The organism is Rhodococcus mengyinensis, assembly GCF_048381435.1.
Taxonomy (GTDB): Bacteria; Actinomycetota; Actinomycetes; order Mycobacteriales; family Mycobacteriaceae; genus Rhodococcus_F; species Rhodococcus_F opacus_D.
In genome coordinates this window covers 1-22,884 of the sequence record NZ_JBLWIT010000116.1, presented here as the reverse complement: position 1 = coordinate 22,884, position 22,884 = coordinate 1, and the positions used below count along the sequence as shown (strand labels likewise).

General features: G+C 68.3%; 24 protein-coding genes. 9 read left to right on the top strand and 15 right to left on the bottom strand.

From position 1 onward, the window contains the following. Positions 1-147: 147 nt before the first annotated feature. Positions 148-1,293: a TIGR03364 family FAD-dependent oxidoreductase gene (locus ACNJ7E_RS25585; protein ID WP_418341246.1), complete on the top strand. Its 1,146-nt coding sequence runs from the start codon at positions 148-150 to the stop codon at positions 1,291-1,293. Between the two features lie 41 nt (positions 1,294-1,334). Continuing rightward, positions 1,335-2,036, top strand: a complete 702-nt coding sequence (locus ACNJ7E_RS25580) for a phosphonatase-like hydrolase (RefSeq protein ID WP_418341245.1) — start codon at positions 1,335-1,337, stop codon at positions 2,034-2,036. Positions 2,037-2,043: 7 nt separating this feature from the next. Here ACNJ7E_RS25580 and ACNJ7E_RS25575 read toward each other — a convergent pair whose 3' ends face one another. Beyond that, complete coding sequence (locus tag ACNJ7E_RS25575; RefSeq protein ID WP_280783022.1) at positions 2,044-2,799, bottom strand: GntR family transcriptional regulator; 756 nt, start codon at positions 2,797-2,799, stop codon at positions 2,044-2,046. Between the two features lie 121 nt (positions 2,800-2,920). On the opposite strand from ACNJ7E_RS25575, the gene ACNJ7E_RS25570 reads away from it, so the two are divergent. Continuing rightward, complete coding sequence (locus ACNJ7E_RS25570) at positions 2,921-3,946, top strand: alpha/beta fold hydrolase (RefSeq protein ID WP_280783021.1); 1,026 nt, start codon at positions 2,921-2,923, stop codon at positions 3,944-3,946. On the opposite strand, the gene ACNJ7E_RS25565 is transcribed toward ACNJ7E_RS25570, so the two are convergent. The 3 genes from ACNJ7E_RS25565 to ACNJ7E_RS25555 are packed head-to-tail and all read right to left on the bottom strand — an operon-like array spanning position 3,864 to position 5,898. Continuing rightward, on the bottom strand, positions 3,864-4,193 hold the full coding sequence (locus ACNJ7E_RS25565; protein ID WP_283334658.1) for an SCO6045 C-terminal-like domain-containing protein: 330 nt from the start codon (positions 4,191-4,193) through the stop codon (positions 3,864-3,866). The genes ACNJ7E_RS25570 and ACNJ7E_RS25565 overlap by 83 nt on opposite strands. Further along, positions 4,190-5,035 (bottom strand): MbnB/TglH/ChrH family RiPP precursor modification enzyme, encoded by an 846-nt coding sequence (locus tag ACNJ7E_RS25560; protein WP_283334657.1) that lies wholly within the window; start codon positions 5,033-5,035, stop codon positions 4,190-4,192. The genes ACNJ7E_RS25565 and ACNJ7E_RS25560 overlap by 4 nt, the downstream gene beginning before the upstream one ends. Next, positions 5,032-5,898, bottom strand: coding sequence for a TIGR04222 domain-containing membrane protein (locus ACNJ7E_RS25555; RefSeq protein WP_280783018.1), 867 nt, complete (start codon positions 5,896-5,898; stop codon positions 5,032-5,034). Before ACNJ7E_RS25555 ends, ACNJ7E_RS25560 begins: the two co-directional genes overlap by 4 nt. A gap of 160 nt (positions 5,899-6,058) precedes the next feature. Between ACNJ7E_RS25555 and ACNJ7E_RS25550 the strand changes: the two genes are divergently transcribed. Next, positions 6,059-6,709: a maleylpyruvate isomerase family mycothiol-dependent enzyme gene (locus ACNJ7E_RS25550; RefSeq protein WP_280783017.1), complete on the top strand. Its 651-nt coding sequence runs from the start codon at positions 6,059-6,061 to the stop codon at positions 6,707-6,709. A gap of 3 nt (positions 6,710-6,712) precedes the next feature. On the opposite strand, the gene ACNJ7E_RS25545 is transcribed toward ACNJ7E_RS25550, so the two are convergent. The 5 genes from ACNJ7E_RS25545 to ACNJ7E_RS25525 form a co-directional block, all read right to left on the bottom strand. Then, on the bottom strand, positions 6,713-7,054 hold the full coding sequence (locus tag ACNJ7E_RS25545; RefSeq protein ID WP_280783016.1) for a hypothetical protein: 342 nt from the start codon (positions 7,052-7,054) through the stop codon (positions 6,713-6,715). 153 nt (positions 7,055-7,207) lie between these two features. After that, positions 7,208-7,876: an SDR family oxidoreductase gene (locus ACNJ7E_RS25540; RefSeq protein ID WP_280783015.1), complete on the bottom strand. Its 669-nt coding sequence runs from the start codon at positions 7,874-7,876 to the stop codon at positions 7,208-7,210. A 55-nt stretch (positions 7,877-7,931) separates the two neighbouring features. Then, on the bottom strand, positions 7,932-8,336 hold the full coding sequence (locus ACNJ7E_RS25535) for a TIGR03668 family PPOX class F420-dependent oxidoreductase (protein ID WP_280783014.1): 405 nt from the start codon (positions 8,334-8,336) through the stop codon (positions 7,932-7,934). Continuing rightward, positions 8,336-8,917: a hypothetical protein gene (locus ACNJ7E_RS25530; protein ID WP_418341244.1), complete on the bottom strand. Its 582-nt coding sequence runs from the start codon at positions 8,915-8,917 to the stop codon at positions 8,336-8,338. Before ACNJ7E_RS25530 ends, ACNJ7E_RS25535 begins: the two co-directional genes overlap by 1 nt. Positions 8,918-8,975: 58 nt before the next feature. Then, entirely contained in the window at positions 8,976-9,596 is a 621-nt protein-coding gene (locus tag ACNJ7E_RS25525) for a LysE/ArgO family amino acid transporter (RefSeq protein ID WP_280783012.1), read from the bottom strand. 72 nt (positions 9,597-9,668) lie between these two features. Between ACNJ7E_RS25525 and ACNJ7E_RS25520 the strand changes: the two genes are divergently transcribed. Together ACNJ7E_RS25520 and ACNJ7E_RS25515 are read left to right on the top strand one after the other, a co-directional pair. Further along, positions 9,669-10,544, top strand: coding sequence for a LysR family transcriptional regulator ArgP (locus tag ACNJ7E_RS25520; protein WP_016884739.1), 876 nt, complete (start codon positions 9,669-9,671; stop codon positions 10,542-10,544). Positions 10,545-10,589: 45 nt separating this feature from the next. Beyond that, entirely contained in the window at positions 10,590-11,588 is a 999-nt protein-coding gene (locus tag ACNJ7E_RS25515; RefSeq protein WP_418341290.1) for a PHP domain-containing protein, read from the top strand. A 56-nt stretch (positions 11,589-11,644) separates the two neighbouring features. Here ACNJ7E_RS25515 and ACNJ7E_RS25510 read toward each other — a convergent pair whose 3' ends face one another. After that, positions 11,645-12,454, bottom strand: coding sequence for an MBL fold metallo-hydrolase (locus ACNJ7E_RS25510; RefSeq protein WP_418341243.1), 810 nt, complete (start codon positions 12,452-12,454; stop codon positions 11,645-11,647). Between the two features lie 41 nt (positions 12,455-12,495). Next, a complete protein-coding gene (locus ACNJ7E_RS25505; RefSeq protein WP_105423032.1) occupies positions 12,496-13,263 on the bottom strand; it encodes a thiazole synthase in 768 nt (255 codons plus the stop codon). 203 nt (positions 13,264-13,466) lie between these two features. Here ACNJ7E_RS25505 and ACNJ7E_RS25500 point away from each other — a divergent pair, with 203 nt between their 5' ends. After that, entirely contained in the window at positions 13,467-13,682 is a 216-nt protein-coding gene (locus tag ACNJ7E_RS25500) for a hypothetical protein (RefSeq protein WP_105423030.1), read from the top strand. A 14-nt stretch (positions 13,683-13,696) separates the two neighbouring features. On the opposite strand, the gene ACNJ7E_RS25495 is transcribed toward ACNJ7E_RS25500, so the two are convergent. The 4 genes from ACNJ7E_RS25495 to ACNJ7E_RS25480 all read right to left on the bottom strand — a co-directional run bounded on the left by ACNJ7E_RS25495 (position 13,697) and on the right by ACNJ7E_RS25480 (position 19,802). Continuing rightward, positions 13,697-15,865 carry a serine/threonine-protein kinase gene (locus ACNJ7E_RS25495; protein WP_280783133.1) on the bottom strand — a complete coding sequence of 723 codons (2,169 nt, stop codon included), beginning with the start codon at positions 15,863-15,865 and terminating at the stop codon, positions 13,697-13,699. 38 nt (positions 15,866-15,903) lie between these two features. After that, entirely contained in the window at positions 15,904-16,911 is a 1,008-nt protein-coding gene (locus ACNJ7E_RS25490) for a glutamate ABC transporter substrate-binding protein (protein WP_418341242.1), read from the bottom strand. Beyond that, positions 16,911-18,257 carry a hypothetical protein gene (locus ACNJ7E_RS25485; RefSeq protein ID WP_418341289.1) on the bottom strand — a complete coding sequence of 449 codons (1,347 nt, stop codon included), beginning with the start codon at positions 18,255-18,257 and terminating at the stop codon, positions 16,911-16,913. The genes ACNJ7E_RS25490 and ACNJ7E_RS25485 overlap by 1 nt, the downstream gene beginning before the upstream one ends. Before the next feature lie 141 nt (positions 18,258-18,398). Next, positions 18,399-19,802, bottom strand: a complete 1,404-nt coding sequence (locus ACNJ7E_RS25480) for an amino acid permease (RefSeq protein ID WP_280783132.1) — start codon at positions 19,800-19,802, stop codon at positions 18,399-18,401. A 647-nt stretch (positions 19,803-20,449) separates the two neighbouring features. Between ACNJ7E_RS25480 and ACNJ7E_RS25475 the strand changes: the two genes are divergently transcribed. Together ACNJ7E_RS25475 and pdxS are read left to right on the top strand one after the other, a co-directional pair. Further along, the gene (locus ACNJ7E_RS25475) at positions 20,450-21,997 is read left to right on the top strand and encodes an amino acid permease (RefSeq protein ID WP_418341241.1); all 1,548 of its coding nucleotides are present in this window, start codon (positions 20,450-20,452) and stop codon (positions 21,995-21,997) included. Next, the gene (gene pdxS / locus ACNJ7E_RS25470) at positions 21,994-22,884 is read left to right on the top strand and encodes a pyridoxal 5'-phosphate synthase lyase subunit PdxS (RefSeq protein WP_011596201.1); all 891 of its coding nucleotides are present in this window, start codon (positions 21,994-21,996) and stop codon (positions 22,882-22,884) included. Before ACNJ7E_RS25475 ends, pdxS begins: the two co-directional genes overlap by 4 nt.

Here is a 22,884-nt window from a genome sequence, read left to right as displayed (position 1 = left end):
TTTCGCAGCAACCCCCGACCGCGACCACCCGACGCGCCCGCCGGGTCGCACAACGGACGGTTAACGGAAAGCGACTTATATATACCTGCGGCAAATTTCTTGTACTTGTATTGACATGTTGTCCTGGGCGGGTCCACAGTGAGTCGCATGACAACTCAACGACGCTACGACGTGGTGGTCGTCGGTGCCGGAATCGTCGGCCTCGCGCACGCGTATCACGCGCGCAACCGAGGCCTGTCCGTGGCGGTGATCGACCACGCCGACCGCGTTGCGGGCGCGTCCGTCCAGAACTTCGGCCACGCCTGCATCACCGCCCAGTCGGGCGTCGCCCGCGACTACGCCCGAGCGGGCCGGGAGCACTGGCTCGACCTGGCACGCAAGGCCGGGTTCTGGTCCGCCGAATCCGGAACATACTGTGTGGCACGACATGACGACGAGCTGGCAGTCATGACCGAGTTCGCGGCCGTACGCGGACCGGCCGAAGTGGAACTGCTGTCCCGAGACCGGATCCTCGGCGCGTTACCCATCGTCGGCGACCGCGTCGTCGGGGGCATGTACATGGCCGACGACCTCCAGGTGAACCCGCGGGAAGCGGCCCCCGCCATTGCGCAGTGGCTCGACGCGTCGGGTGTCGACTTCTTCTGGCGCACCGCCGCAACCGGATTCGAGACCGGCGTCGTTCATACCTCGCGGGGCGATCTGCAGGCGGCGACGGTGTTCGTCACCGTCAACTACGACATCGACCGCCTGTTCCCGGGGCCGGCCGAGCGCGGGGGGCTCCTGCGGTGCCGGCTCCACATGATGCGCGCGAGGATTCCGTTGTCCGCGCCGTTGCCCGCACCGCTGTTCACGGGCTGGTCGCTCGTGCGGTACAGCGGTTTCGAGAATCTTCCCGCGACGGCGGCACTCGCGGCGAGGCTGCGTGACGAGTACCCCGACTACGTCGACCTCGACCTCCACCAGATGTACACACCGCAGCCCGACGGATCGATCCTGCTGGGCGACACCCACATCCGTGAGATCTCGGCGGAGCCGTTCCAGTCGGAGAAGGGGTTCGAGGTGCTGATCCGTGAGGCCGCCGCCCTCTTCGGCGTCTCGGACGTCACCGTCACCGAACGCTGGCAGGGTGTGTACAGCTCGGCCCCCGATTCCGAGTTCCTGATCGAGGAGCCGATCGACGGCGTGCACATCGTCACCGTGACCACCGGGATCGGCATGACCACCAGCATGGGTCTGGCGAAGGACCGCATCGACTCCGTCTTCGGCCGCGACACCCTGCCCGTAATGGCATAGCAGCACAACCACATTCACCGAACACCGAGAGGAACCAGACAATGGGAACACGTCACCGGGACATCAGCCTCGTCGTCTTCGACATGGCAGGCACCACCGTGGAGGACAGCGGGCTGGTACAGCAGTCCTTCCTCGCCGCGGACGCGCATGCCGGACTGTCGAAGACCGACGAGGACCGCAGGCGGATGCTCGACTACGTCTCCGACACCATGGGCCAGTCCAAGATCGTCGTCTTCCGCCATCTCAGCGGCGGAAACGAGGAGCAGGCGCAGGCCGCGAACAAGGAATTCGAACGCTGCTACTCGCAACTCGTCGACGACGGGCGGTGCAGCGCGATCCCCGGCGCCGAGGAACTCTTCGGCTCCCTGCGGGAGCAGGGCATCAAGACGGCGCTCACCACCGGGTTCGCGCACGAGACGCAGATGGCGATCATCCGCGCGCTCGGCTGGCAGGACGTCGCCGACGCCGTGTTGTGCCCCGGAGACGGTGTCCGCGGCCGCCCCTTCCCGGACCTGGCGCTGACCGCGTTGATGCGCACCGGCGCCCCGTCCGTGCAGTCCATGGTGGTGCTCGGCGACACCACGTCGGACGTCACCACCGGCCTCCGCGCCGGAGCCCTTGCCTCCGTGGGCGTGCTCACCGGCGCCCACGACGCCACCCAGCTGTCCGAGGCCGGGGCCACCCACGTTCTCGACAGCGTCGCGGACCTGCCCGGTCTGCTCGCCGAACTGCGCAACACCTGATTTCCGATCAGGCTCCGTTGCCGTCGTCCGACGGAAGCCTGGGGTCGATGGTGCGGGCGTTCACGATACTGAAGGCGACGAGGTCGGGGCGGTACCGATCGTCCGCGTACTCGAACGTGTCGCCGTTCTGATCCCGCGACGTCCGACGTTCCCGAAGCAACGGGCTGCCGGGGTCGATGCCGAGATTCTCGGCGTCGACCCCGGTCGCGGCGACGGCGTCGAGCACGTGCTCCATCGATTCGAAGCGGACGCCGCGGGAGGTGAGGTAATCGGTGATCGATCCGGTGTCGATGTCGAAATCGAACAGCAGGGAGCCGACACGGTCGGTGAACGTGCTCCGCTCGATCATCGTCGGTTCGCCGTCCAGCAGCCGGACGCGGAGCACCTCGACGACGAAGTCGTCCGGGGCCGATCCCAATGCGCTGGCGGCAGGTTCGGACACCCGGCGACGTGAGATCTCGAGCGTGCGGCTGCCCGCCACGCGGCCGGTGCGGCGCGCCCACTGCGAGAAGGGGGTGAAGGTGTCCAGGGTCTGCGTGATGTCGTGACTGCGCACCACGGCCGGTTTGCCCTGGGACAGCTGGATGAGCCCCTCGTTCTTCAACGTCGCCAGGGCCTGGCGCACGGGACCGCGCGAGACCTCGAACTCCGCGCACAGCATGCTCTCGCTGGGCAGCGACTCACCCACCGCGTACTGCCGCTGCATGATGCGCTGCCGGAGCTGGAGTGCGACGAACTCATGGCGGGAGCGTGCCTCCACCATTGCGCATCACTCCACTTCCCCGCCGGTCGACGGTCGCCACTGCGAGTCAGGTGCATTCTAATGGCGTCGTCGCTACGCTACAGTGCTGAAACACGTTCCAGCCGGTGGAGGGATGCGGAGCATGGCGTCGTCGACGGAGCGGGTGGTCACGGTCGACGGATTCCGTTGGCAGATTTCCGAACTGGGTGACGGTCCGCCCGTCGTCCTGTGCCACGGATTCCCGGGGCTCGGCTACAGCTACCGCCATCAGATGCGGGCTCTCGCGGCTTCCGGGTACCGGGCGATCGCCCCGGACATGCCCGGCTACGGCGGCACGGACGTGCCCCGCGACATCGACGATTACACGAACGAGCGGGTGTCGGACGCGCTGATCGGCCTGCTCGACAGTCTCGGTCACGAGCGTGCCGTGTTCGTCGGCCACGACTTCGGCGCGCCGGTCGCCTGGACCGTCGCACTGCGTCACCGCGCACGCGTGTCCGGGCTGGTGCTACTGGCCGTCCCCTACGCACCCGACCGGTTCCCGCTGCGACCGTCGGAGCTGTATGCGTCGATGGCGCGCAAGCACTTCCTGCACATCCACTACTTCCAGGAACCCGGTGTCGCCGACCGCGAACTCGACGCCGATCCCCGAGGTTTCCTGCAGCGGCTGTTCTATGCGTTGTCGGGCGCCTACCGCTATCTGGACATCTGGCAGCACCCCTCGGAGGGCAACGGTTACCTGGACGTGTTGCCCGAAGCCCCACCCCTACCGTGGTCGTGGTTGACGGAGGACGAGTTCGACCACTACGTGGAGGTCTTCACCCGGACGGGATTCACCGGCGGACTGAACTGGTACCGGGCGTACGACGCCAATTGGGAACGCTCCAGGGATCTCGCCGGAGCCGACATCGAGGTGCCGACGCTGTTCGTGGCCGGTGCGCACGATCCCGTCCTCACGATGAGTGGTGCGCAGGCCCTCGACCGGATGCGCGACACCGTCCGCGACTTGCGCGGACTCCATCTCGTCGAGGGCGCCGGGCACTTCGTCCAGCAGGAAAGACCGGAAGAGGTGAACGAGTTGCTGCTCACGTTCGTCGCGGGCGGTACAGGCGGCGACGACGGCGACTCGGCTCGGGCAGGTGACCGGTCGACTCGAGGTGCGCGGTGAACGCCACCGCGTCCGCGTGGGTGCTCACCTTCGGCCTGCCGTCGGCCCAGGCGGCGAACAGCGCGAAGAATCGGTCGCCGAGGGCCGCGCGGACGTGGGGAAGGTGACCGCCGACTTCCCAGGATCGCTTGCGGAGCAAGGCCTTCGATGCGGTGTCGAGCGCGTCGCGGTCGAATCCCGCGGGCAGCTCCCCCGCCGCGACGAGAGCCCGGACCAGTGCCGCCTGCCGCTCCGCCAGCCTCGTCACGGCAGACTCCACACGGCGTCCCCGGTGACCCGGTCGACGCCGGCCGCATCCGCGATCGCATCCAGCTCGGCGAACAACTCCCGGGCGGGCGGGTAGTTCCCGTCGCGCTCGAGCATCATCGCGGGGGCACCCGCGGATGCCCACTGCCGGACCAGGTCCAGCACCTCGCCGGGCACCGGGTCGGTGTGGGTGTCGTGGTACGCGCCGTCCCGTTCGGATCCCCCGGCGACGTGGCCGTACGCCACACGTTCGAGGGGAAGCCGCCGGAGTTCCTCACCGGCGTCGCGGCCGCGGTTGCGGGCGTTCGCGTAGACGTTGGCGACGTCCAGCAGCAGGTACACGCCGGTGCGTTCGACGAGTTCGGCCAGGAACTCGCCCTCGGAGTAGTCGTCGTCCGGCCAGTCGAACAGGGCCGCGATGTTCTCCACGGCAAGGGGCACCGGCAGGCACTCCTGCGTGCGCCGGATGTTGCGCACCAGCACGTCCAGGGCTTCCGCCGAGCGCGGCACCGGCAGCAGGTGCCCGGCCTCGATTCCGCCCGCCCGCACGAACGCGACGTGCTCGCTGACGAGCGGCGCACCGAGCGCGTCGGCGCACCGAGCGAGATGGTCGATCCGGTGCTGCTCGACGCCGTCCGCGCCACCCAGCGACAGCGAGATGCCGTGCGGGACGACGGGAACGCCCAGCGACCGAAGTTCGTCCGGAAACCCGACTCCGCGCCGGCGGGCGGGCAGCGATTCGGCGATCACCTCGCAGAACCGCAGGCCGTCGAGCCGGTCGATGATCCCGCAGATCTCCGGCCGCCAGCCGATGCCGAGGCCCGGCTCGATCAGGGTGGTCATCCCCCGCACCCCCCACCGCCGCCGCACCCTCCGCCGCCGCCGCAGGAGCTGTCGCCTCCACCGCTGCTGCCGCCGTCCCCGCTGCCGCTGTCGGTGATACCGGCCGCGCTCGCGAACCCCGGGGAAAACAGGCCGACGGCCCCCATCCCGAAGAGTGCCGTCGACAGCGCGATCGGCGTCGGACCGTATGCGGTGAGCGACGGGCGCATCCGCGGCGACAGGTACGAGTGGTCGCGGCGCAGGCGCTGCAGCTCCGCCGTGCCCTGGGGCGTCCTGCGACCGGTCCGGCGAACGAGCTCCCGCGCGGCCGAGAGCAGAACCACCGCGACCAGCAGGAAGCCGATCGGCTTGCCGCCGGCGAACCCGGCGACGAGGCGTGCGACGCCGACGGCCACGACGACGAGGATCGGGAGGCTCGCGCGGCGGTTCCACGCCTTCTGCGCGGGACCCGTGAGCAGCCCCTGCGCGACCAGGGTGGACCGCAGGTGGTCTAGCGGGGCCTGCAACCGGCCCGGGAGCCGCAGGTTGCCGAGGGCGCTGCGCCCGGAGGCGAGTTCCTCGTAGACGGCCCGCGTGAACGATCCGAGGGCGTTGTCGGCGACTCCCCACGCCCGCAGGACCGTCCCGTCGGCGGAGATGAGGTCAGCTCCCCGTAGCAGCGTCAGGGATGCGGCGATGGCGCGATCGTCGCTGGTCAGCATCCCGGCCTGCACCGGATCGAGGCGGACACCGGAGGTCGGGGTGGATGCGGTGCCCCGGGACCGGAGGAACACCGCCAGCCCGACCGCGAGCACGGCGGCGGCGACGTAGACCACCAGAAAGGTCTCGCTCGGTATCCCCCACGTAGCGGATTCGTTGTACATCACACACCACCCTTCAACCACGTTGTCCGACAGTCGATCTCAGTATCAGTACGATTGTCCGATTTGCACCCGCCGGATGCCGATCGTCACCGTTCCGTTATCGGGATCCTGGGGATTCGTCGTGAGGTGGCTGTGGGTGGCATCGCCTAGCATCGTCAGCATGACGTCGCCGAGTGCCGCACTGTCGTATGCCGAACTGCTCGACACGGTTGCCGAATCGCACCGGGCGGCGGAGGCGACGCTGGAGGGATTGACCGACGACCAGGCGCGGGAGCCGTCGTTGCTGCCGGGGTGGAGCCGGGGGCACGTCGTCACGCACCTCGCGAGGAATGCGGACGCGCTCAACCGGTTCGCGGTCGGGGTGATCACCGGGGAGGCCGCGCCCGAGATGTATCCGGGCGGTCCGGCCGCGCGGGCCGCGGCGATCGAGGAGGGGGCCGGGCGTCCGGCCGAACTACTGGTGGCCGATTTCCGCTTCGCGGGACGGCGGGTGCTCGAGTCGCTGCGGCGGATCACCGAAGATCTGTACGAGACGCCGGTGAACTGGCGTCAGCGGGTGCCTGCGCGGCAGGTGCCGGTGCTGCGGTGGCGTGAGCTCGAGATCCACCACGTCGACCTGGGGCTCGGCTACTCGGCGGCCGACTGGCCGGCGGCCTTCGTGGAGCACACGCTGGAATCGGAGCTGCCCGAGCTGGCGGCCAGGCATCCGGACGTCGGGGTGCCGGAACTTCCGCGCACCGAACTGCTGGCGTGGGTTATCGGGCGCCCCACGCGGGAGGGCTTGCCGCCCGTGCCCGCGTGGCCGTTCTGAGCGTCAGGCGTACTCGACGTTCTCGAACGTGTCGGCGTCGTCGAGCGCGTCCCAGATGATCGCGTAGCGCTTGTGGGTCATCTCGTCGGCATCGACGAGCAGGGCGTCGAACAACGACTTCGGGTTGTCCTGCCACGTCTGAACGAGGCCCGCGACCGCCTGGGGCGTGAACAGACCGGACCGCGCTGCCGCCTCGATCCACTCGTCGAAGTCGCCGCCGTGAATCCGCTCGACTGCTTCGCGATCGACCTCGCCGTCACCGAGATCGAGAGTGAACATCGTCGCGAAGACGTCGCCGTCGACGGCGACGACGGTGTCGCTGTACGTACGCTGGTCGGTGTTCATCGTGGGGATACCTCCTGGGAGTCAGCTCGTTGAACCTGACTCACGTTTGCGACCTCTGCTGATGAGAAGAACTGTAGGGCGACTAATTGTGAGCAGCTTAAAGCCTTTCTGTGAGATCAATCTGTGATCTATCTCACGCAGGTTTCTTCGCTGTCAGCGGACCCTCAGCACGATTTCTGTGGGGTGCGCATCACCCGGTGTCTCCACCGCGTTGCGCACGGCTTTTGCGACGGTCGACGGCTTCAGATACTTCTCCGGCCGGTACTCGTCGCCCTCGCCGGCCACGATCGCGCGCTGCATATCGGTGTCGATCCGGCCGGGGTGAATTGACGTGACGCGCAGTAACGGCTCCTCGAGGCGCAGTGCGTCACCGAACGCCCGCAGGGCGAATTTGCTCGCCGCATACGACGCCCAGCCGGCGTTCGCGCGGAGCCCGGCGCCCGAGTTGATCAGGACGACGTGCCCACCCGCGGCGCGGAGAGCGGGCAGCAGCAGCCGTGTCAGTTCGGCCACCGCGATGACGTTCGCCTCGAGCGTGTGCCGCCACTGGTCGACGGCCGACTCCGCGACGGTCGCGAGATCGGCGACGCCGGCGTTGTGGACGAGCACGTCGAGCCGCTCGATCGGGGCGCACGCCGCCGCCAGCGCGTCGTAGTCCGTCAGCTCGACCGGCCAGGGCGTGGCGCCCTGCAGTTCGTCGAGGATGTCGGTCAGCGACCCGGCCGACCGGGCGCCGAGGAGGAGGTCGTGGGTCGGTGCGAGTTCGCGGGCGATGGCGGCTCCGAGGCCACGGCTCGCGCCGGTGATCAGGGCTGTGGGCATGCTGTCGAGGCTAACGCCCGTGAGTACTTATTAACGTCGGGCGGTTAACAAGTACTCACAGGGCACTCCAGTGGTGCCACGTCAGGTCGTGTATCGCGATCACCGGTCCGTCCGGTCGGCGGTCGACGTACTGCGGGTACTTCGCGGCAAGAACGTCGATCGCGGCGCCGCCCGCCGGGGAGTCGGGGGCGAGCACCTCGGCCCGACCGTCGACCCGCACCCACCACAGGTGGTCCCAATTCTCGTCGTAGTGGTCCACGAGCAGGGTGACCGCGGGGTTGGCCGCGATGTTCGTGAGGCGTCGCAAGGCCGTGGTGCGCTTCGGTTTGTGGTCGACGCAGGAGTAGATCGTGTCGGAGTCGAGTGCGAAGACGAGCGGGACGAGGTGCGGCACCCCGTCCGCCCCGACCGTGGCGAGCCGCGCGATGCGGGCGGCCGCGAATCGCGCGACGACGTCCATCACGGTTCCATCAGGTAGTCGCCGCTCACCGGTTCCGGGAGGGCGGGAATGCCCAACGGGCGCTTGAAGTACGCCCAGGGGAACCACAACGTCCCGACCTTCTGCCAGCCGTCGGCTTCGAGTTTCTGACGGCTCGCCAGCGCCGACACGCGGGTGTGCTCCCACTGTTCCTCGGACTTGCGAACGGTGTGGAACAGGGTTCCGAATCCGACGGAGTGCCAGCCGTACGAGCCGGCGTGGTTGAGGATGCGCATCTCGTTGAACGCGGTGAGCGGGGTGAGCCGGCGGGTCCGGCCGTCCGGGTCCGTGTCGGGGGCGTCGCCGATCCGTTTGCCGAAGCGTTGTTGCGCCGCCTGCCGCGACATGCCGAGTGCGGCGCCGACCGTGTCCCAGCTGTGTCCGGCGGAGCGCGCGGCGGCGATCGCGGAGACGAGCAGTTCGTCGACCGACTCCCGTGCCTGCGAGGTGAGCTGGACGAGGGCCAGGTAAGCGGCGGGGTCGTGGTCCAGTCCGGGGTCGATCTCGGGGTCCGCCTTGGCGATCGCGTCCGACAGCAGTTGGGTGAGCGCGGCATCCGGCATGTGTCAAGTATTGGTTGACAAGAGTTCCGTTGTCAACAAAATGTTGACAAGCTGGCGACTAACTGGCGACGAGGGTGATGCCGAGGGTGAGCATCAGCGCGGCGATCCCGGCGTCGAGCACGCGCCACGCTCCGGGGCGGGCGAACACCCGGTGCAGGAACTGGGCGCCGTAGCCGAGCGCGAGGAACCAGACGACGCTCGAGGTGGCGGCACCGAGACCGAACAGCCATCGGCCCGACTCGCCCTGGTTGTTGGCCACCGAGCCGAGCATCAGCACCGTGTCGAGGTACACGTGCGGGTTGAGCCACGTGAGTGCGAGGCAGGTGAGGATCGACGTCGCGAGGGTCGCCGATCCTATTTCCTGCGTGGCGTCGAGCGTTCCGGGGCGGAGGGCGCGGCGAGCGGCGAGCACCGCGTAGGAGACGAGGAATGCCGCACCCGCCCAGCGGATCAGGGTGATGGCAGCCGGAGCGTGCGCGAGTACGGCGCCGATCCCGCTGATCCCGACCGCGATGAGCACGGCGTCCGACACCGCGCACAGCACGACCACCGGCAGGACGTGCCTGCGCGCGATCCCCTGTCGCAGGACGAACGCGTTCTGCGCGCCGATCGCGACGATCAGCGACAGGCCGGTACCGAAGCCGGCGGCCGCCGTGAGCAGGGCAGGGGTGAAGTGCATGAGAACCACGCTACGAACCCCGCGATCATCAATCCAGCTAATTATCCTTCATTGCCATTAGCATCGCTTCATATGGATCTGGACCTTGCTTCTCTCCGCACGTTCGCGGCCGTGATCGACGAAGGCACCTTCGACGCCGCGGCCCGGGTACTGCACATCACGCCTTCCGCGGTGAGCCAGCGGATCAAGGCACTCGAGCAGCAGGTCGGGCGCGTCCTGGTGCAGCGGGCCAAGCCGGTCCGGGCCACCGAGTCCGGACACGTCGTGCTCACGCTCGCCCGCCAGATGGCCCACCTCGAGCGCGAGGCCATGTCGTCCCTCAACCCCGAGGAGGCGACGACGAGCACGCTGTCGCTGGTCGTCAACGCGGATTCGCTGTCCACGTGGATGATTCCGGCCCTCGCCCGCCTGGCGCCGGAGCATCGGGCGCTGTTCGATCTGCATCGGGAAGACGAATTCCACTCGACCACCCTGCTGAAGGAGGGCACCGTGATGGCCGCGGTGACGTCCGTCCCGGAGGCGGTGCAGGGCTGCACCGTCGAGAAGCTGGGGTCGATGCGGTACCGCGCGCTCTGCAGCCGCGACTACGCCGACCGCTGGCTCCCCGACGGTCCGACGGCGGACGCCCTCGCGGTGGCACCGATGCTCGACTTCGACCGCAAGGACGAACTGCAGGCCCGGTTCCTGCGCGGGTTCACGCGGCGCCGGCTCCAGCCGCCGCGGCACTTCGTTCCCGGGTCTTCGGCGTTCTCCGACGCCGTCCGCCACGGACTGGGCTGGGGACTGCTGCCGGAATTACACACCGGCGACGACCACGGGCTCGTCGAACTCGACCCGTCCCGCCCGGTCGACGTCCCGCTGTACTGGCAGCGGTGGAAGCTGGATTCGCCGATCCTCGCGGCGCTCACCACCGCGGTCCGGGACGGGGCGCGCGAAGCGTTGCGGTGACGTCGGGGTGGGCGCAACACTGGAGGCATGGACGCCGACAGCCCGATGGACCCGGTGCAGGCCCTGCGAGAAACAGCGTTCTGGCTCGAACGGTCGCGTGCGGAGACGCACCGCGTGAAGGCGTACCGGCGTGCCGCCGACGTGGTGGCCGAACTGTCCGAGGAGCAACGGGACGTCCGCCGGCGCACCGACAGCTGGAAGGATCTGCCGGGCATCGGACCCAAGACGGCGACCGTGATCCGTGAGTCGCTCGACGGTGTGCCCGTCTATCTTGCGGAACTACGGGAGAACGCGGAGCCGATCGGCGGCGGCGCGCTGCGGGAGGCGCTGAAAGGCGACCTGCACACGCACTCGGACTGGTCGGACGGCGGCAGCCCCATCGACGAGATGATGCGCAGCGCGGCCGCTCTGGGTCACGAATACTGCGCTCTCACAGACCATTCCCCACGCCTGACGGTCGCGAACGGGCTGTCGGCGGAGCGGCTGCGTTCTCAGCTGGAGGTGATCGCCGCGCTGAACGAGGAACTGGCACCGTTCCGCATCCTCACCGGCATCGAGGTCGACATCCTCGACGACGGTTCACTCGACCAGGATCCGGATCTGCTCGACGAACTCGACATCGTCGTCGCCAGCGTGCACTCCAAGTTGCGGGCGGAGCACGGGGCGATGACCCGCAGGATGGTCCGGGCGGTGGAGAATCCGCTGGTGGACGTGCTGGGACACTGCACCGGCCGCCTCGTCGAAGGCGGGCGCGGGACCAGGCCGGAGTCGACGTTCGACGCGGAGCAGGTGTTCACCGCCTGCCGCGACCACGGCACGGCCGTCGAGATCAACAGCCGTCCCGAACGCCGCGACCCGCCGAGCCGTCTCATCGATCTGGCCATCGATTTGGGGTGCCTGTTCTCGATCGACACCGACGCGCACGCCCCCGGGCAACTCGCCTGGCAGGGGTACGGATGCGAGCGGGCGATGCGGTGCGGCGTCGAGGCCGACCGGGTCGTGAACACGTGGTCCGCCGACGACCTGCTGGAATGGGCAAAGTAGCGCTCGTGCGTGGTTGACGAGTGCAGGGACTCGTCAACCACGCACGGGCCGAAGGCCTAGCCCCGCTCTCCGGCCAGTTCCTCGAACAGTGTCGGGTCGTGGGCGGAGAAGACGCGCACCCGCGGCGCCACCTGATTGTTCAGTTCCCGGAGCCGGCGATGATTGCCGCGGATCTTCGAACGATCCACCGCGATCAGCTCTTCCATCACCCGTAGGGCGCGACCCTCGGTTCCCGGCGACACCTGTCCGGGGGCGGCGACGGTGCTGCGGTGGTAGAACGCGTCGCCCGCGTGTAGCAGCCAGCCCTTCTCGCCGGTGTCGACGGCCACCGCCGCGTGACCGCGGGTGTGGCCGGGCATCGGGACGAGCACGATGCGGTCGCCGACACCGGCGATCGGGTAGGTGTCGGAGAACCCGAGCACGGATTCGCCCGGCCCCGAATAGGTGTGCAGCGTGGGTTCGGGGGTGAGCTGGGCGGGACGGTAGCGGACCTTCTCCCGGAACGACGAACGTCCTTCTGACGCCGTTCGTTCCGCGGCGGTGGTGTGCAGAGTGGCGTTCGGGAAGTCGGCGACGCCGCCGATGTGGTCGAAGTCGAGATGGGTCGCGACGATGTGGGTCACGTCCGCAGAATTCAGGCCCAGCTTCTCGAGCCGGCGGACCGCCGTCTCCGACTCCCGGAACCGGGCGCCCATCAGGTTCGCGTACCGGCCGACGCGTCCGGTGGGATCGGCGACGTCCGCCAGCCCGAAGCCGGAGTCGACCAGCACAATGCCCGCGTCGGTTTCACACGCCAGCACATGGCACACCAACCGCCCGATGAGCGCCGAGGAGAACGAGCCGCAATTGAGGTGGTGTACCCGCATGGTGGCTCACGCTAGCCGAGTCGGTGTTCGCGGGGCGCCGATTACACCGCGACCGGTGACGACGCCTGCGCCCAGAACCGTTTCGGTATCCGTCCGGCATTCCGGGCGAGGTGCCCGGCCGTGACCGCTGCGGCCATCGCCGCGGCCATCAGCGGAGGGTCCGACGCCCTCGTCACCGCCGTGGCGAGCAGTACGGCGTCGCAGCCGAGTTCCATCGCCAGTGCTGCGTCGCTGGCGGTGCCGATCCCGGCGTCGAGAATGACCGGGACGTCGGTGCGCGCGACGATCATCTCGATGTTGCGGGGGTTCGAGATACCGAGTCCGGTGCCGATCGGCGACCCGAGTGGCATCACGGCGGCGCACCCGGCGTCGACCAGGCGCTGCGCGAGCACGGGGTCGTCGTTGGTGTACGGCAGCACGACGAATCCGTCGTCCACGAGTTGTTCTGCGGCCGCGACGAGTTCGATCCCGTCGGGCAGGAGCGTGCGTTCGTCGGCGATCACTTCGAGCTTGACCCAGTTGGTGCCCAGGGCCTCACGAGCCAGGCGCGCAGTCAGCACCGCCTCCGTGGCGCCCCGGCAGCCGGCTGTGTTCGGCAACAACGCGATACCCAGTCGATCCAGCAGTTCGAGCAGCCCGGTTCTCCCTGCGGCGTCCACTCGGCGCATCGCCACCGTCGTCAGTTCGGTGCCCGAGGCGACGAGTGCCTCTTCCAGTACCGAGAGGTTGGCCGCACCGCCTGTGCCCATGAGGAGGCGGGACGAGAAGTCCCGGCCCGCGATCGTGAGTGCGTCGGTGTGGATGCGCATGGGTACCTCCGGTCGAGATTTCGGCGAGCACTCGAACCCTACGACCGAATCGTCTCCGACGTCAGAACCACTTGTGCGCTACGTCATAGGTCCAGATTGGTCCCCTGTCTCATTGTCATTCTGGATCTTCTGGACCCGTACCAGACGGCCCAGAGTTGTCGGTGCGAGGAGCCGAACGCCACGTCGTCACGATCGGAGTAGAGATGAACACCATGGTCGCGCGCAGAAACCGCACCGCGAGGTCGAGGGAGGAGGAGCGCCTGGCAACGGAACTGGAGGACGCCCGCCGCCGCATCATCGAACTCATGGGCCAGCTGGCCGAAACGGTCCGCAGCCGTGATGCTTTGAGCGACCGCATGCAGGTGATGGCGTGGAATGCCCGGTGGGGACGCGAGCACACCGGATTCGGGGTGCGGTGACCCGAGTCCGGGAGTCACAGCCACGTGGTCGGGCGGATCAGGTTGGCGAGATCCACCAGGGTGTACCGATGCCTGCGCTCGGGGGCCTTGCGGGCGAGGGCCCGGAGCGCCGACTCCGCCCCGGTGCGCAGACCGCGTTCGGTGAACGGCACGCTGAGGATCCGCGTCGTCTCGGGAATGCCGCCGGCGTGCAGCCAGTCGACGGCCACGCCGAGGACGAGCACCCGGGTCTGGAGTGCGCGGCGCTCGTCGTGGGCGAGCAGTTCGACTCGCCGGGCGGCCTCCTGCAGATCCCGTTCGCTCACCTCGGCGAGCGGCCGATCGTGGACGAGCATCAGCACACTCGTCAACCGGGCCTCGGCATAGTGCCGGGATGTCGGTGGCACCTCGTCGAGGGCCTCCACCGCGGCCGCCCGGTCGTCGCGGTGCTCCAGTTGCCGCGACAGCCCGAACGCCGCACTCACCGCGCCGTGATCCGTGCGCCACACTGTGCAGTAGTACTTTTCGGCGGTCCGCCGCCACCGCCCGATGTCCTCGCCGGAGCGGTATTCGCACCACATCTCGGCCGTCGCCGCGAGGGCGAGCTTCGGGGCCTCCTCGCCCGGTAGCGCGGTCAGGACGGAATCGAACCGGGTGAACGCCGCCTCGAAGTCGCCGCCCACCAGCGCACACAGTCCGGTGTGCCAGTCGACGCGCCACGTGTCCTCACGCTGGTGGTCGAGGGATTCGAGAATGGTGGCGGCATCACGGGGCTGCCCCAGGTCGAGGTGCGCGCGTACCTCGGCGAGCGGGATCTCGATGCTCGTGGACGCCACGCCGTCGTCCGCCGACTCCTTCGCCCTGCGCAGTGAATCGAGGAGCTCCCTCGGTCGGCTGTGGACGACGGAGAGCAACGGGGCGGCCGGGTCGTCCGGGTCCACCAACGGAATCGGCAGTGCTCGAACGATACTCATCGCACTGATCCGCTCGTCCCGGCGGTGCCCGTCGACGTAGACGTCGGTGCGGCTGATCGTGAGGTCGGTCCCGAACGTCGTGCGCTGCGGGCTGAACCGGTGGGACAACCCCGGCTGCGGGTGGCCGGTCTGCTGGGCCCGCACCTCGCGCAGGACACCCTCGAGCTGCGTCGACATCTCCTCGGCCGACGCGAACCGGCGGGCCGGATCGGGGTGGATGGCCCGGAGCAGCAGCCGGTGGTAGAACTCGTACTCCGCCAGCAGCGGCGCCTCCTCGGGTGTCGGCAGGCCGTCGACGTAACAGCCGCCGACGGTGGGCATGTCGAGGGTCAGCACGGCCAGCGTCCGCCCGACGGTGTAGATGTCGGAGGCGACGGTCGGACCGGTGGTGGCGATCTCGGGGGCTTGGTAACCCTGTGTGCCGTAGATGTATCCGTGATCCCCGATCCTGGCGACCGCGCCCATGTCGATGAGCTTGAGCTGGTCGTAGTCGTCGCCGATCATGATGTTCTCGGGTTTGAGGTCGTTGTACACCAACCCCATCGAGTGCAGGTATCCGAGCGCGGGCGTGACCTCGAGGAGGTAGCGGATGGCGTGCTCCACCGGCAGCATCGGCTTCGGGTCGTCGGGCCCGGCGTCCTCCTTCAGTTCGGTGAGCAGGTCGCGCAGGGTTCTGCCCCGGACGTACTCCATGACGATGTACCCGATGGGATTGCCGTCCATCCCGGGGTGTTCGACGAAGTTGTAGATCTTCACGATGCTCGGATGCGTCACCTCGGCGAGGAACCGGCGCTCGGCGAGAGCCACCTCCTGAGCCACGGGATCGCCCGAGTGCAGCAGGCCCTTGAGCACCACCCAGCGGTCGCTGACATTGTGGTCGAGCGCGAGGTAGATCCAGCCGACACCGCCGTGGGCGAGGCACCCCAGGACCTCGTACTGGCCCGCGACCAGTTCACCCGCCTCGAGTTGCGGGGCGAACGAGAAGACGGTGCCGCAGTGGGTGCACACCCCCTCCGTGTCGCCCGGCCGCGCGGCGGTGGAACGTCCGACGGGACGCTTGCATCGGTCGCAGTAACGTTTGTGCTCCGCCAGAACGGGATTGGTCAGGAGCATCGACAGGTCGGAGGTGTGGGCGGCGTCCGGCACCGTGCGTGAGGAGGGGACGTCGTCATCGTCGTCGTCCGCGAACGGATCGAACCGCACACCCCTGGTGGATTGCGGGTCGTCCATCGGTGTTCGCCTGGTTTCGTCGCTCACTCGGTGTCACCTCAGTCCCGGTACGTGGGGGCGGGTGGTCCGGCGGAAGGACCGAGAACCGTCAGCCAGTTGTCGTAGAGCCTCGTCCAGGTTCCGTCCGCGCGCATCCGATCCAGCGTGCCGTTCACGAAACGCACCAGATCGTCGTGGTTCTTGTTGACCCCGATGCCGTACGGCTCCGATTCGAGCGGCGGGCCGACGATCTCCAGATTCGGGTCCTGGGCGGCGAGCCCGGCGAGGATGGAGTCGTCGGTGCTCGCGGCGTCGGCCTGCCGTTGCTGGAGGACCACGAGGCAGTCGTCCCAGTCGGGTACCGCCACGATCGTGGCCTCGGGCTGCACGCGGCGAACGGTGTCCAGTGAGGTGGTGTCGCCGGCGGTGCAGACGCGCTTGCCCGCCAGATCCTCCGGGCCGGAGATACCGGACCCCTTCGGCACCAGCAGACGTTGATAGGCCTGGAAGTACACGGTGGAGAAGGCGACACGCTCGGACCGTTCGCACGTGATCGACGTGCTCTTGACCACGAGATCCACGTCCTCGTTCTGGAGGGCGTCGAAACGGTCGCCGGACGTGAGCAGGCGGAATTCGACCCGGGAGGGGTCACCGAACAGGTCCCGCGCCATCTCTCCCGCGACGTCGACGTCGAATCCCATCAGCATCCCGGTGGTCGGATCCCGGAAACTGAAGAGGTTGGTGTTCTGATCGATTCCGACGATCAGCCGGCCGCGGGCGGTGATCTCGGCCAGGGAGCTTCCCGGCGCCCGGACGTCCGGTGCGGCGGGGCGGAGACTCGCGAGGGCACCGCAGGAGTCGGGTGCGGGTGGCTCCTCGGGCACGTCGCCGGTGGGCAGAAGGATCTCGGCCCCACTCGTCAACGGCACCTGTGCGTAGTCGCCGCTGACGGTGGGCGTGAGGGGTTGCGGGGTGGCGCATCCGGCGGCGAGGACGGCGACCGCGGCAGCGGAGAGGAGGAGGGCGCGTTGGCGCGTCCGCCGTCTCGGTCGAATCACCCGCGTCATCAGTGGTACTCGTTCAGTCTGGGCCAGATCCCCCCACCGACGGCGAACCCGCAGAGGACGCCGATCACCATGCTACCCACCGCGAGGAGCGACAACGAGCGATATGCGTCGGCCATCCCGTCGAGTTCCTCGCTGCGGAATCGGTCGATGCCGTCCTGCAACGACTGGTCGAGCGCCGCGAACGTGGCAGGGGACGCCGAGTCCGCCGGGCCGATCGCGATGGCCTTCGCACCCGGGTAGTCCCCCATGTCGAGCTTCTCCTGCAGCATGGTGTGCGCGCGCCGCCAGTCGCCGAGTGCGGTGACGGCGGCGTCGATCGGCGGTGTCGTCGCCGGACCGTAATCGCCGTCCTGCAGCCCCCCGAGGATGTCGGCGAGTTCGGCCGACCGCCGGGCGTAGTCGACCTCGGACTGTTCGTCGGAGCCGCGCTGCAGCAGCGCGAGGGTCTCGTCCGCCCGGGCCTGCTGGGCGAGGATCCGCGCCTGGGTGATCGTGCCGAGTGGTTGCGCCCCTTCGGTTCTCGCCCGGTCCGTGGCCGCGGTGGAGACCAGGGTGGCGGCGGCCAGCCAGATCAGGAGGGTGGCGGCGAGGAGGGAGGCGAGGACGAGGCCGGGATTGACGCGGCGTTTGCTCTTGCGCGCCAGGTACACCTGCGCGAGGACGAGCGCGACGAGCAGGGCGACGGCGACGGCGGATGCGGCTCTCGGGAGCCGCGCGGTGAGGACCTGGGTGTCGGCGACGGTCCTCGACTGCTCCGAGTAGAGGCTCTCGGCTGCGGGCAGGATCGTGTCCTGCATCATCGTGGAGGCGTCGCTGAGATAGGCGACGCCGACCGGGTTGCCCGACCGATTGTTGGCGCGGGCCGTGGCGATCAGGCTGGTGTAGTCGGCGAGGTCCCGCGATATTTCGGACAGCAGCGCGAGGGCCGCGGCGTCTGTCGAGGCTACGCCGTTCGACGCGGTGACCAGCGCGTTCGATGCGTCCCCGATCGCCTGGTTGTACCGATTGCGGACGGCGATCGGCTCGACACCGCCCGAGATGAAGGATGTGGCGGCCGCGGCGTCGGCGATGGACAGCGAACTGTAGAGCCGTTCGGCCGCGTAGGTGAGGGGTTCGGTGTGCGTTCGCAGGGTCTCGATGCGCTGTTGCCGGGCACCGATCGCCGCCGACGTGATCGCCCCGGTCGCCAGCGCGGCGGTCACGAGGGCGATCCCCAGCACGGACAGTCGTCCCGGGGTCGAGACGAGGAATTCCCGCCACGGCCGGCTCCGGGATTCGGGCTCGACGAGCAGGGACTCGTCCAGCGAGTGTTCTTCGGTGACGGCGTCGTCTCCGCGGTGGAACACGGTGCCCTCCTCCGCCGAGGTCTTCTGCAAGTGTGCCCCGATTCCCGGCGGGTCGTGCCGGAAAAGCCGATGTCGCATCGGACGCACAGAGAAGGACAGGGACCGCTGGTGCGGTCCCTGTCCTTCGGTACGGCGGGTGCGTCAGGGCTGCTCGCGGGTGACGACTCCGACGAGTTGTTCCGCGTCGGATCCGTCGGCGGGCGAGGCCGCGGGCGGTGTGACGGTGTCGAGGCGTTCGGCGTTGGTCCGGCTGCGTCGGCGGAACTCGTACCCGACCAGGATGAAGGCGAGAGTCACCACACTCAGCCAGAACTGCGAACGGGTGGTGGGGAGCACGGCCATGGCGGCGATCACGGCTCCCATCAGAACGATGGTCGCGTAGCTGAGCCAGGGGAACAGCCACATCTTCAGGCTGAGGGCCTCGGGATCTCGAGCCTCCAGCTTCTTGCGGAGCGCGACCTGGGAGATCGCGATCATGAGGTAGACGAAGAGCGCCACGGCGCCGTACGAGTTGACCAGGAACGAGAACACGAGGTCCGGGGAGACGAACGCCGCGATCACCGACGCGTAACCGATCACCGTTCCGGCGAGGATGGCGCGCCGGGGCACGCCGCCGCCGGACAGGCGGGTGAACATGTGCGGGGCGTCGCCGTTGCGGGTGAGCGCGAAGAGCATCCGCGAGGAGGTGTACAGCGCGGAGTTCAGGCAGGACAGCACCGCGGTGAGGATGACGACGTTCATGATCGTGGCGACACCGGGAATGTGAAGGGCGGAGAGGGCTGCCGCGTAGGGGCTGACGCCGACGGCCTCCGTGCTCCACGGCACCACCGCGACGACCACGAAGATGGAACCGACGTAGAAGGTGATGATCCGGACCACGATGGAACGCATCGCCCGGGCGACCGCTTTCTTGGGTTCCGCGGACTCGGCGGCCGCGATGGTCACGATCTCGGCGCCGGTGAAGAAGGCCACGCAGGGGACGACCGCGGCGAGCACCGCGCCCCAGCCGAGCGGAGCGAATCCGCCGTGGCTGACGAGGTTCGCCACTCCGGGGGTCGCGTCCGGCCACAGTCCGGTTATCCACAGTGCGCCCAACCCGAGGAAGAGGACGATCGCGATCACCTTGATCGACGAGAACCAGTATTCGAATTCGCCGAACGACCGCGCTGACACGAGATTGGTGCAGGTCAGGATGACGAGAAGGCCGAGGCTGAGGATCCACAGCGGCGCGGACGGGAGGTAGAGCTGGAGTATTCGGCCGCCGGCGATGGCTTCGACGGCGACGACGATGACGAAGAAGTACCAGTACATCCAGCCGACGGAGAAGCCGGCGCGATTGCCGAGCGCTTCCCTGGCGTACACGTAGAACGATCCGACCACCGGCCGGGCCACCGCCATCTCGGCCAGCATCCGCATGATCAGGAGTGTGATGACCCCCGCGATGAGAAACGACACGATCGCCGCCGGGCCTGCGCTCTCGATGACGACGCCGCTGCCGACGAACAATCCGGCACCGATCACGCCGCCCAGGGCGATGAGGTTCATGTGCCGTTTCTTCAGGCCCTTTCCGAGGCCGGAGTCCTGGGATTGGACCGGGGGTGGTGTTGAAGTCACGTTTTCCTCCACTGTGCGCTGACCGGAATCGTCAGGTCGCCATCGCGATCCGGGGCCGGATCGTCGGGCGGTTGGAACGGAGAACAGTGCCGGCGGAGATACGGGAGACGATCCACCGCGAACTGAACTGTTGATGTGATGCACAACACTGTATGGAGGGTCCGGTGGGCAGCACAGTGCCAGTTCGACGGCACGTCTGAGGACCAGTTCGTTACCACTGGTCACAGGGTAAGGGCGTTGCACGGCCTCGTGGATGAGCGCCGGCGCCGGGGGATCCAGATGTGCCGGGAACCCGTGCCGCCGGGCTGTGTGAACACGCACCTCCCGGTGGCGATCGCTGTCCGCCCAGTTCAGGGGCGTTCTCGATCGGCGGTTCCGCGGTCGAACTGGTCCCATCGCTTGCGTGGCAACTGGCTCTGGGCGAGTTCTGGCGCCAGTCGTAGTGTGAGGTGAACACTGAAATAAGTGATGTGGATCACACATACGATTGGGTCGCTGAACCGGTGGGTGCCCGCATCGACGTACGACCGACGAGGTCGTGTCGGTCGAGGGTCCCGGCAGCGCCTTCTGGAGGAAATGTGGACAGTACCGTTCCCGGACACACCGACAGTTCAGGTCTCGGCAAGGGCCTGAAACGCAGGCACATGAACCTCATCGCCCTGGGCGGGGTGATCGGCGCCGGTCTCTTCGTGGGCAGCGGTGTCGTCATCGGCGGGGCCGGCCCCGGCGCGATCATCTCCTTCCTCATCGCCGGCATCATCACGTTGCTGATCATGCGGATGCTCGCGGAGATGGCGGTGGCCCGGCCGGTGGTCGGATCGTTCTACGTCTACGCCCGCCAGGCCCTGGGGCGTCGCGCCGGGTTCGCGACGGGGTGGATGTACTGGTACTTCTTCGTGATCGTGGTCGCCGTCGAGGCGATCGCCGGTGGCCGGATCCTGCAGCTCTGGCTGCCGATGATCCCGCTGTGGCTCCTCAGTCTGGGGCTGATGCTCCTGCTCACGGCCACCAACATGGTGTCTGCCCGCTCCTACGGCGAGTTCGAGTACTGGTTCTCGTCGATCAAGGTCGTGGCGATCGTTCTGTTCCTCGGGATGGGCGCCCTCTGGATCACCGGACTGTGGCCCGATTCGACGCCCGGGCTCGGCAACCTCGTGAACCACGGCGGCTTCACCCCGCTCGGCTGGGGCGCGGTGCTCGCCGCGGTCGTCCCCTGCGTCGCCTTCTACACCGGAGCTGAGATCGTGACGATCGCGGCCGCCGAGTCGGAGGAGCCGAAGCGTGCTGTCGCCCACGCCATGCGGTCGATCGTGGTGCGGATCGTGACGTTCTACGTCGGTTCGATTCTCGTGGTCGTCACGATCCAGCCGTGGAACACCGAGAGCGTCGGGGTGAGTCCGTACGCCGCGGTGCTCGAGGTCCTCGGAATTCCCGGTGTCGCGACGATCATGAACTTCATCGTCCTCACCGCGGTCCTGTCCTGCCTGAACTCGGCGCTGTACACCACGTCCCGAATGCTGTTCGCGCTCACCCGCAACGGCGACGCCCCGAAGTTCTTCACGACGCTGTCCCGCAACGGCGTGCCCCGTCGTGCGATCCTGCTCGGCACCACCGTCGGATACGTCTCCGTCGCCTGCACCTACGTGTGGGGCGACGTCGTCTTCGGCTTCCTCGTCAACTCGTACGGCGCCGTCGCGCTCTTCGTCTACCTCCTCATCGCCATCTCCCAGGTGGTGCTCCGGCGTCGACTCGAGCGCGAAGACCCGGCCGCACTGCAACTGCGGATGTGGTTGTTCCCGTGGCTGAGCTACGCCACCATCGCCCTGATGGCCACCGTCATCCTCGCGATGGCGTTCCTGCCGACCACCCGTTCCCAGTTCCTCATGAGCGGTCTGACGTTGATCGTCATCCTGATCAGCTACGAGGTACGGAAGTTGCTCGGCAAGGGCGGTCGCGACGACGAATCACTGTCCGCTGCTCCCCCGATCGGTTCCGCGGACGAGTCGGTCGCGGAGGCCGAGAAGCGCATCGAGTCCGTGGAGACGCTCGGCGGCTCGGACATCGAACTGCTGGCGGCTGCGCAACAGAAGCCGCATACCCATCGTCATCAGAGGAGACAGTCGTGAACAATTCCGCCGTCGGTACGGCGCGCGTCAAGCGTGGCATGGCCGAGATGTTGAAGGGCGGGGTCATCATGGACGTCGTCACCCCCGATCAGGCGAAGATCGCCGAGGACGCCGGTGCGGTCGCGGTGATGGCGCTCGAGCGGGTGCCCGCGGACATCCGGGCGCAGGGTGGGGTGTCCCGGATGAGTGATCCGGACATGATCGACGGCATCATCTCCGCGGTGTCGATCCCGGTGATGGCCAAGGCCCGGATCGGGCACTTCGTGGAGGCGCAGATCCTGCAGTCCCTCGGGGTCGACTACGTCGACGAGTCGGAGGTGCTGACCCCGGCCGACTACGCCAATCACATCGACAAGTGGCAGTTCACCGTCCCGTTCGTGTGTGGTGCCACCAATCTGGGTGAGGCGCTGCGGCGGATCACCGAGGGTGCGGCGATGATCCGGTCCAAGGGTGAGGCCGGTACCGGTGACGTGTCGAACGCGACCACGCACATGCGGACGATCGGTGGGGAGATCCGCCGGTTGACCTCGCTGAGCGAGGACGAGCTGTATGTGGCGGCGAAGGAGTTGCAGGCCCCGTACGATCTGGTCGTCGAGGTCGCCAAGGCCGGGAAGTTGCCGGTCACGATGTTCACCGCCGGTGGCATCGCCACCCCGGCGGATGCGGCGATGATGATGCAGCTCGGTGCGGAGGGTGTGTTCGTCGGGTCGGGGATCTTCAAGTCGGGTAACCCGGCGGAGCGGGCCGCGGCGATCGTGAAGGCGACCACGTTCTTCGACGACCCGGACGTGCTGGCGAAGGTCTCCCGTGGGCTGGGTGAGGCGATGGTCGGGATCAACGTCGACGACATCCCCGTCCCGCACCGGCTCGCCGAACGCGGCTGGTGA

Bases quoted from the DNA above. Each gene is read 5' to 3' on its own strand.
- ACNJ7E_RS25585 (WP_418341246.1), top strand. From the start codon at position 148: ATGACAACTCAACGACGCTACGACGTGGTGGTCGTCGGTGCCGGAATC.
- ACNJ7E_RS25580 (WP_418341245.1), top strand. From the start codon at position 1,335: ATGGGAACACGTCACCGGGACATCAGCCTCGTCGTCTTCGACATGGCA.
- ACNJ7E_RS25575 (WP_280783022.1), bottom strand. From the start codon at position 2,799: ATGGTGGAGGCACGCTCCCGCCATGAGTTCGTCGCACTCCAGCTCCGG.
- ACNJ7E_RS25570 (WP_280783021.1), top strand. From the start codon at position 2,921: ATGGCGTCGTCGACGGAGCGGGTGGTCACGGTCGACGGATTCCGTTGG.
- ACNJ7E_RS25560 (WP_283334657.1), bottom strand. From the start codon at position 5,035: ATGACCACCCTGATCGAGCCGGGCCTCGGCATCGGCTGGCGGCCGGAG.
- ACNJ7E_RS25555 (WP_280783018.1), bottom strand. From the start codon at position 5,898: ATGTACAACGAATCCGCTACGTGGGGGATACCGAGCGAGACCTTTCTG.
- ACNJ7E_RS25550 (WP_280783017.1), top strand. From the start codon at position 6,059: ATGACGTCGCCGAGTGCCGCACTGTCGTATGCCGAACTGCTCGACACG.
- ACNJ7E_RS25545 (WP_280783016.1), bottom strand. From the start codon at position 7,054: ATGAACACCGACCAGCGTACGTACAGCGACACCGTCGTCGCCGTCGAC.
- ACNJ7E_RS25540 (WP_280783015.1), bottom strand. From the start codon at position 7,876: ATGCCCACAGCCCTGATCACCGGCGCGAGCCGTGGCCTCGGAGCCGCC.
- ACNJ7E_RS25535 (WP_280783014.1), bottom strand. From the start codon at position 8,336: ATGGACGTCGTCGCGCGATTCGCGGCCGCCCGCATCGCGCGGCTCGCC.
- ACNJ7E_RS25530 (WP_418341244.1), bottom strand. From the start codon at position 8,917: ATGCCGGATGCCGCGCTCACCCAACTGCTGTCGGACGCGATCGCCAAG.
- ACNJ7E_RS25525 (WP_280783012.1), bottom strand. From the start codon at position 9,596: ATGCACTTCACCCCTGCCCTGCTCACGGCGGCCGCCGGCTTCGGTACC.
- ACNJ7E_RS25520 (WP_016884739.1), top strand. From the start codon at position 9,669: ATGGATCTGGACCTTGCTTCTCTCCGCACGTTCGCGGCCGTGATCGAC.
- ACNJ7E_RS25515 (WP_418341290.1), top strand. From the start codon at position 10,590: ATGGACCCGGTGCAGGCCCTGCGAGAAACAGCGTTCTGGCTCGAACGG.
- ACNJ7E_RS25510 (WP_418341243.1), bottom strand. From the start codon at position 12,454: ATGCGGGTACACCACCTCAATTGCGGCTCGTTCTCCTCGGCGCTCATC.
- ACNJ7E_RS25505 (WP_105423032.1), bottom strand. From the start codon at position 13,263: ATGCGCATCCACACCGACGCACTCACGATCGCGGGCCGGGACTTCTCG.
- ACNJ7E_RS25500 (WP_105423030.1), top strand. From the start codon at position 13,467: ATGAACACCATGGTCGCGCGCAGAAACCGCACCGCGAGGTCGAGGGAG.
- ACNJ7E_RS25495 (WP_280783133.1), bottom strand. From the start codon at position 15,865: ATGGACGACCCGCAATCCACCAGGGGTGTGCGGTTCGATCCGTTCGCG.
- ACNJ7E_RS25490 (WP_418341242.1), bottom strand. From the start codon at position 16,911: ATGACGCGGGTGATTCGACCGAGACGGCGGACGCGCCAACGCGCCCTC.
- ACNJ7E_RS25480 (WP_280783132.1), bottom strand. From the start codon at position 19,802: ATGAACCTCATCGCCCTGGGCGGCGTGATCGGTGCCGGATTGTTCGTC.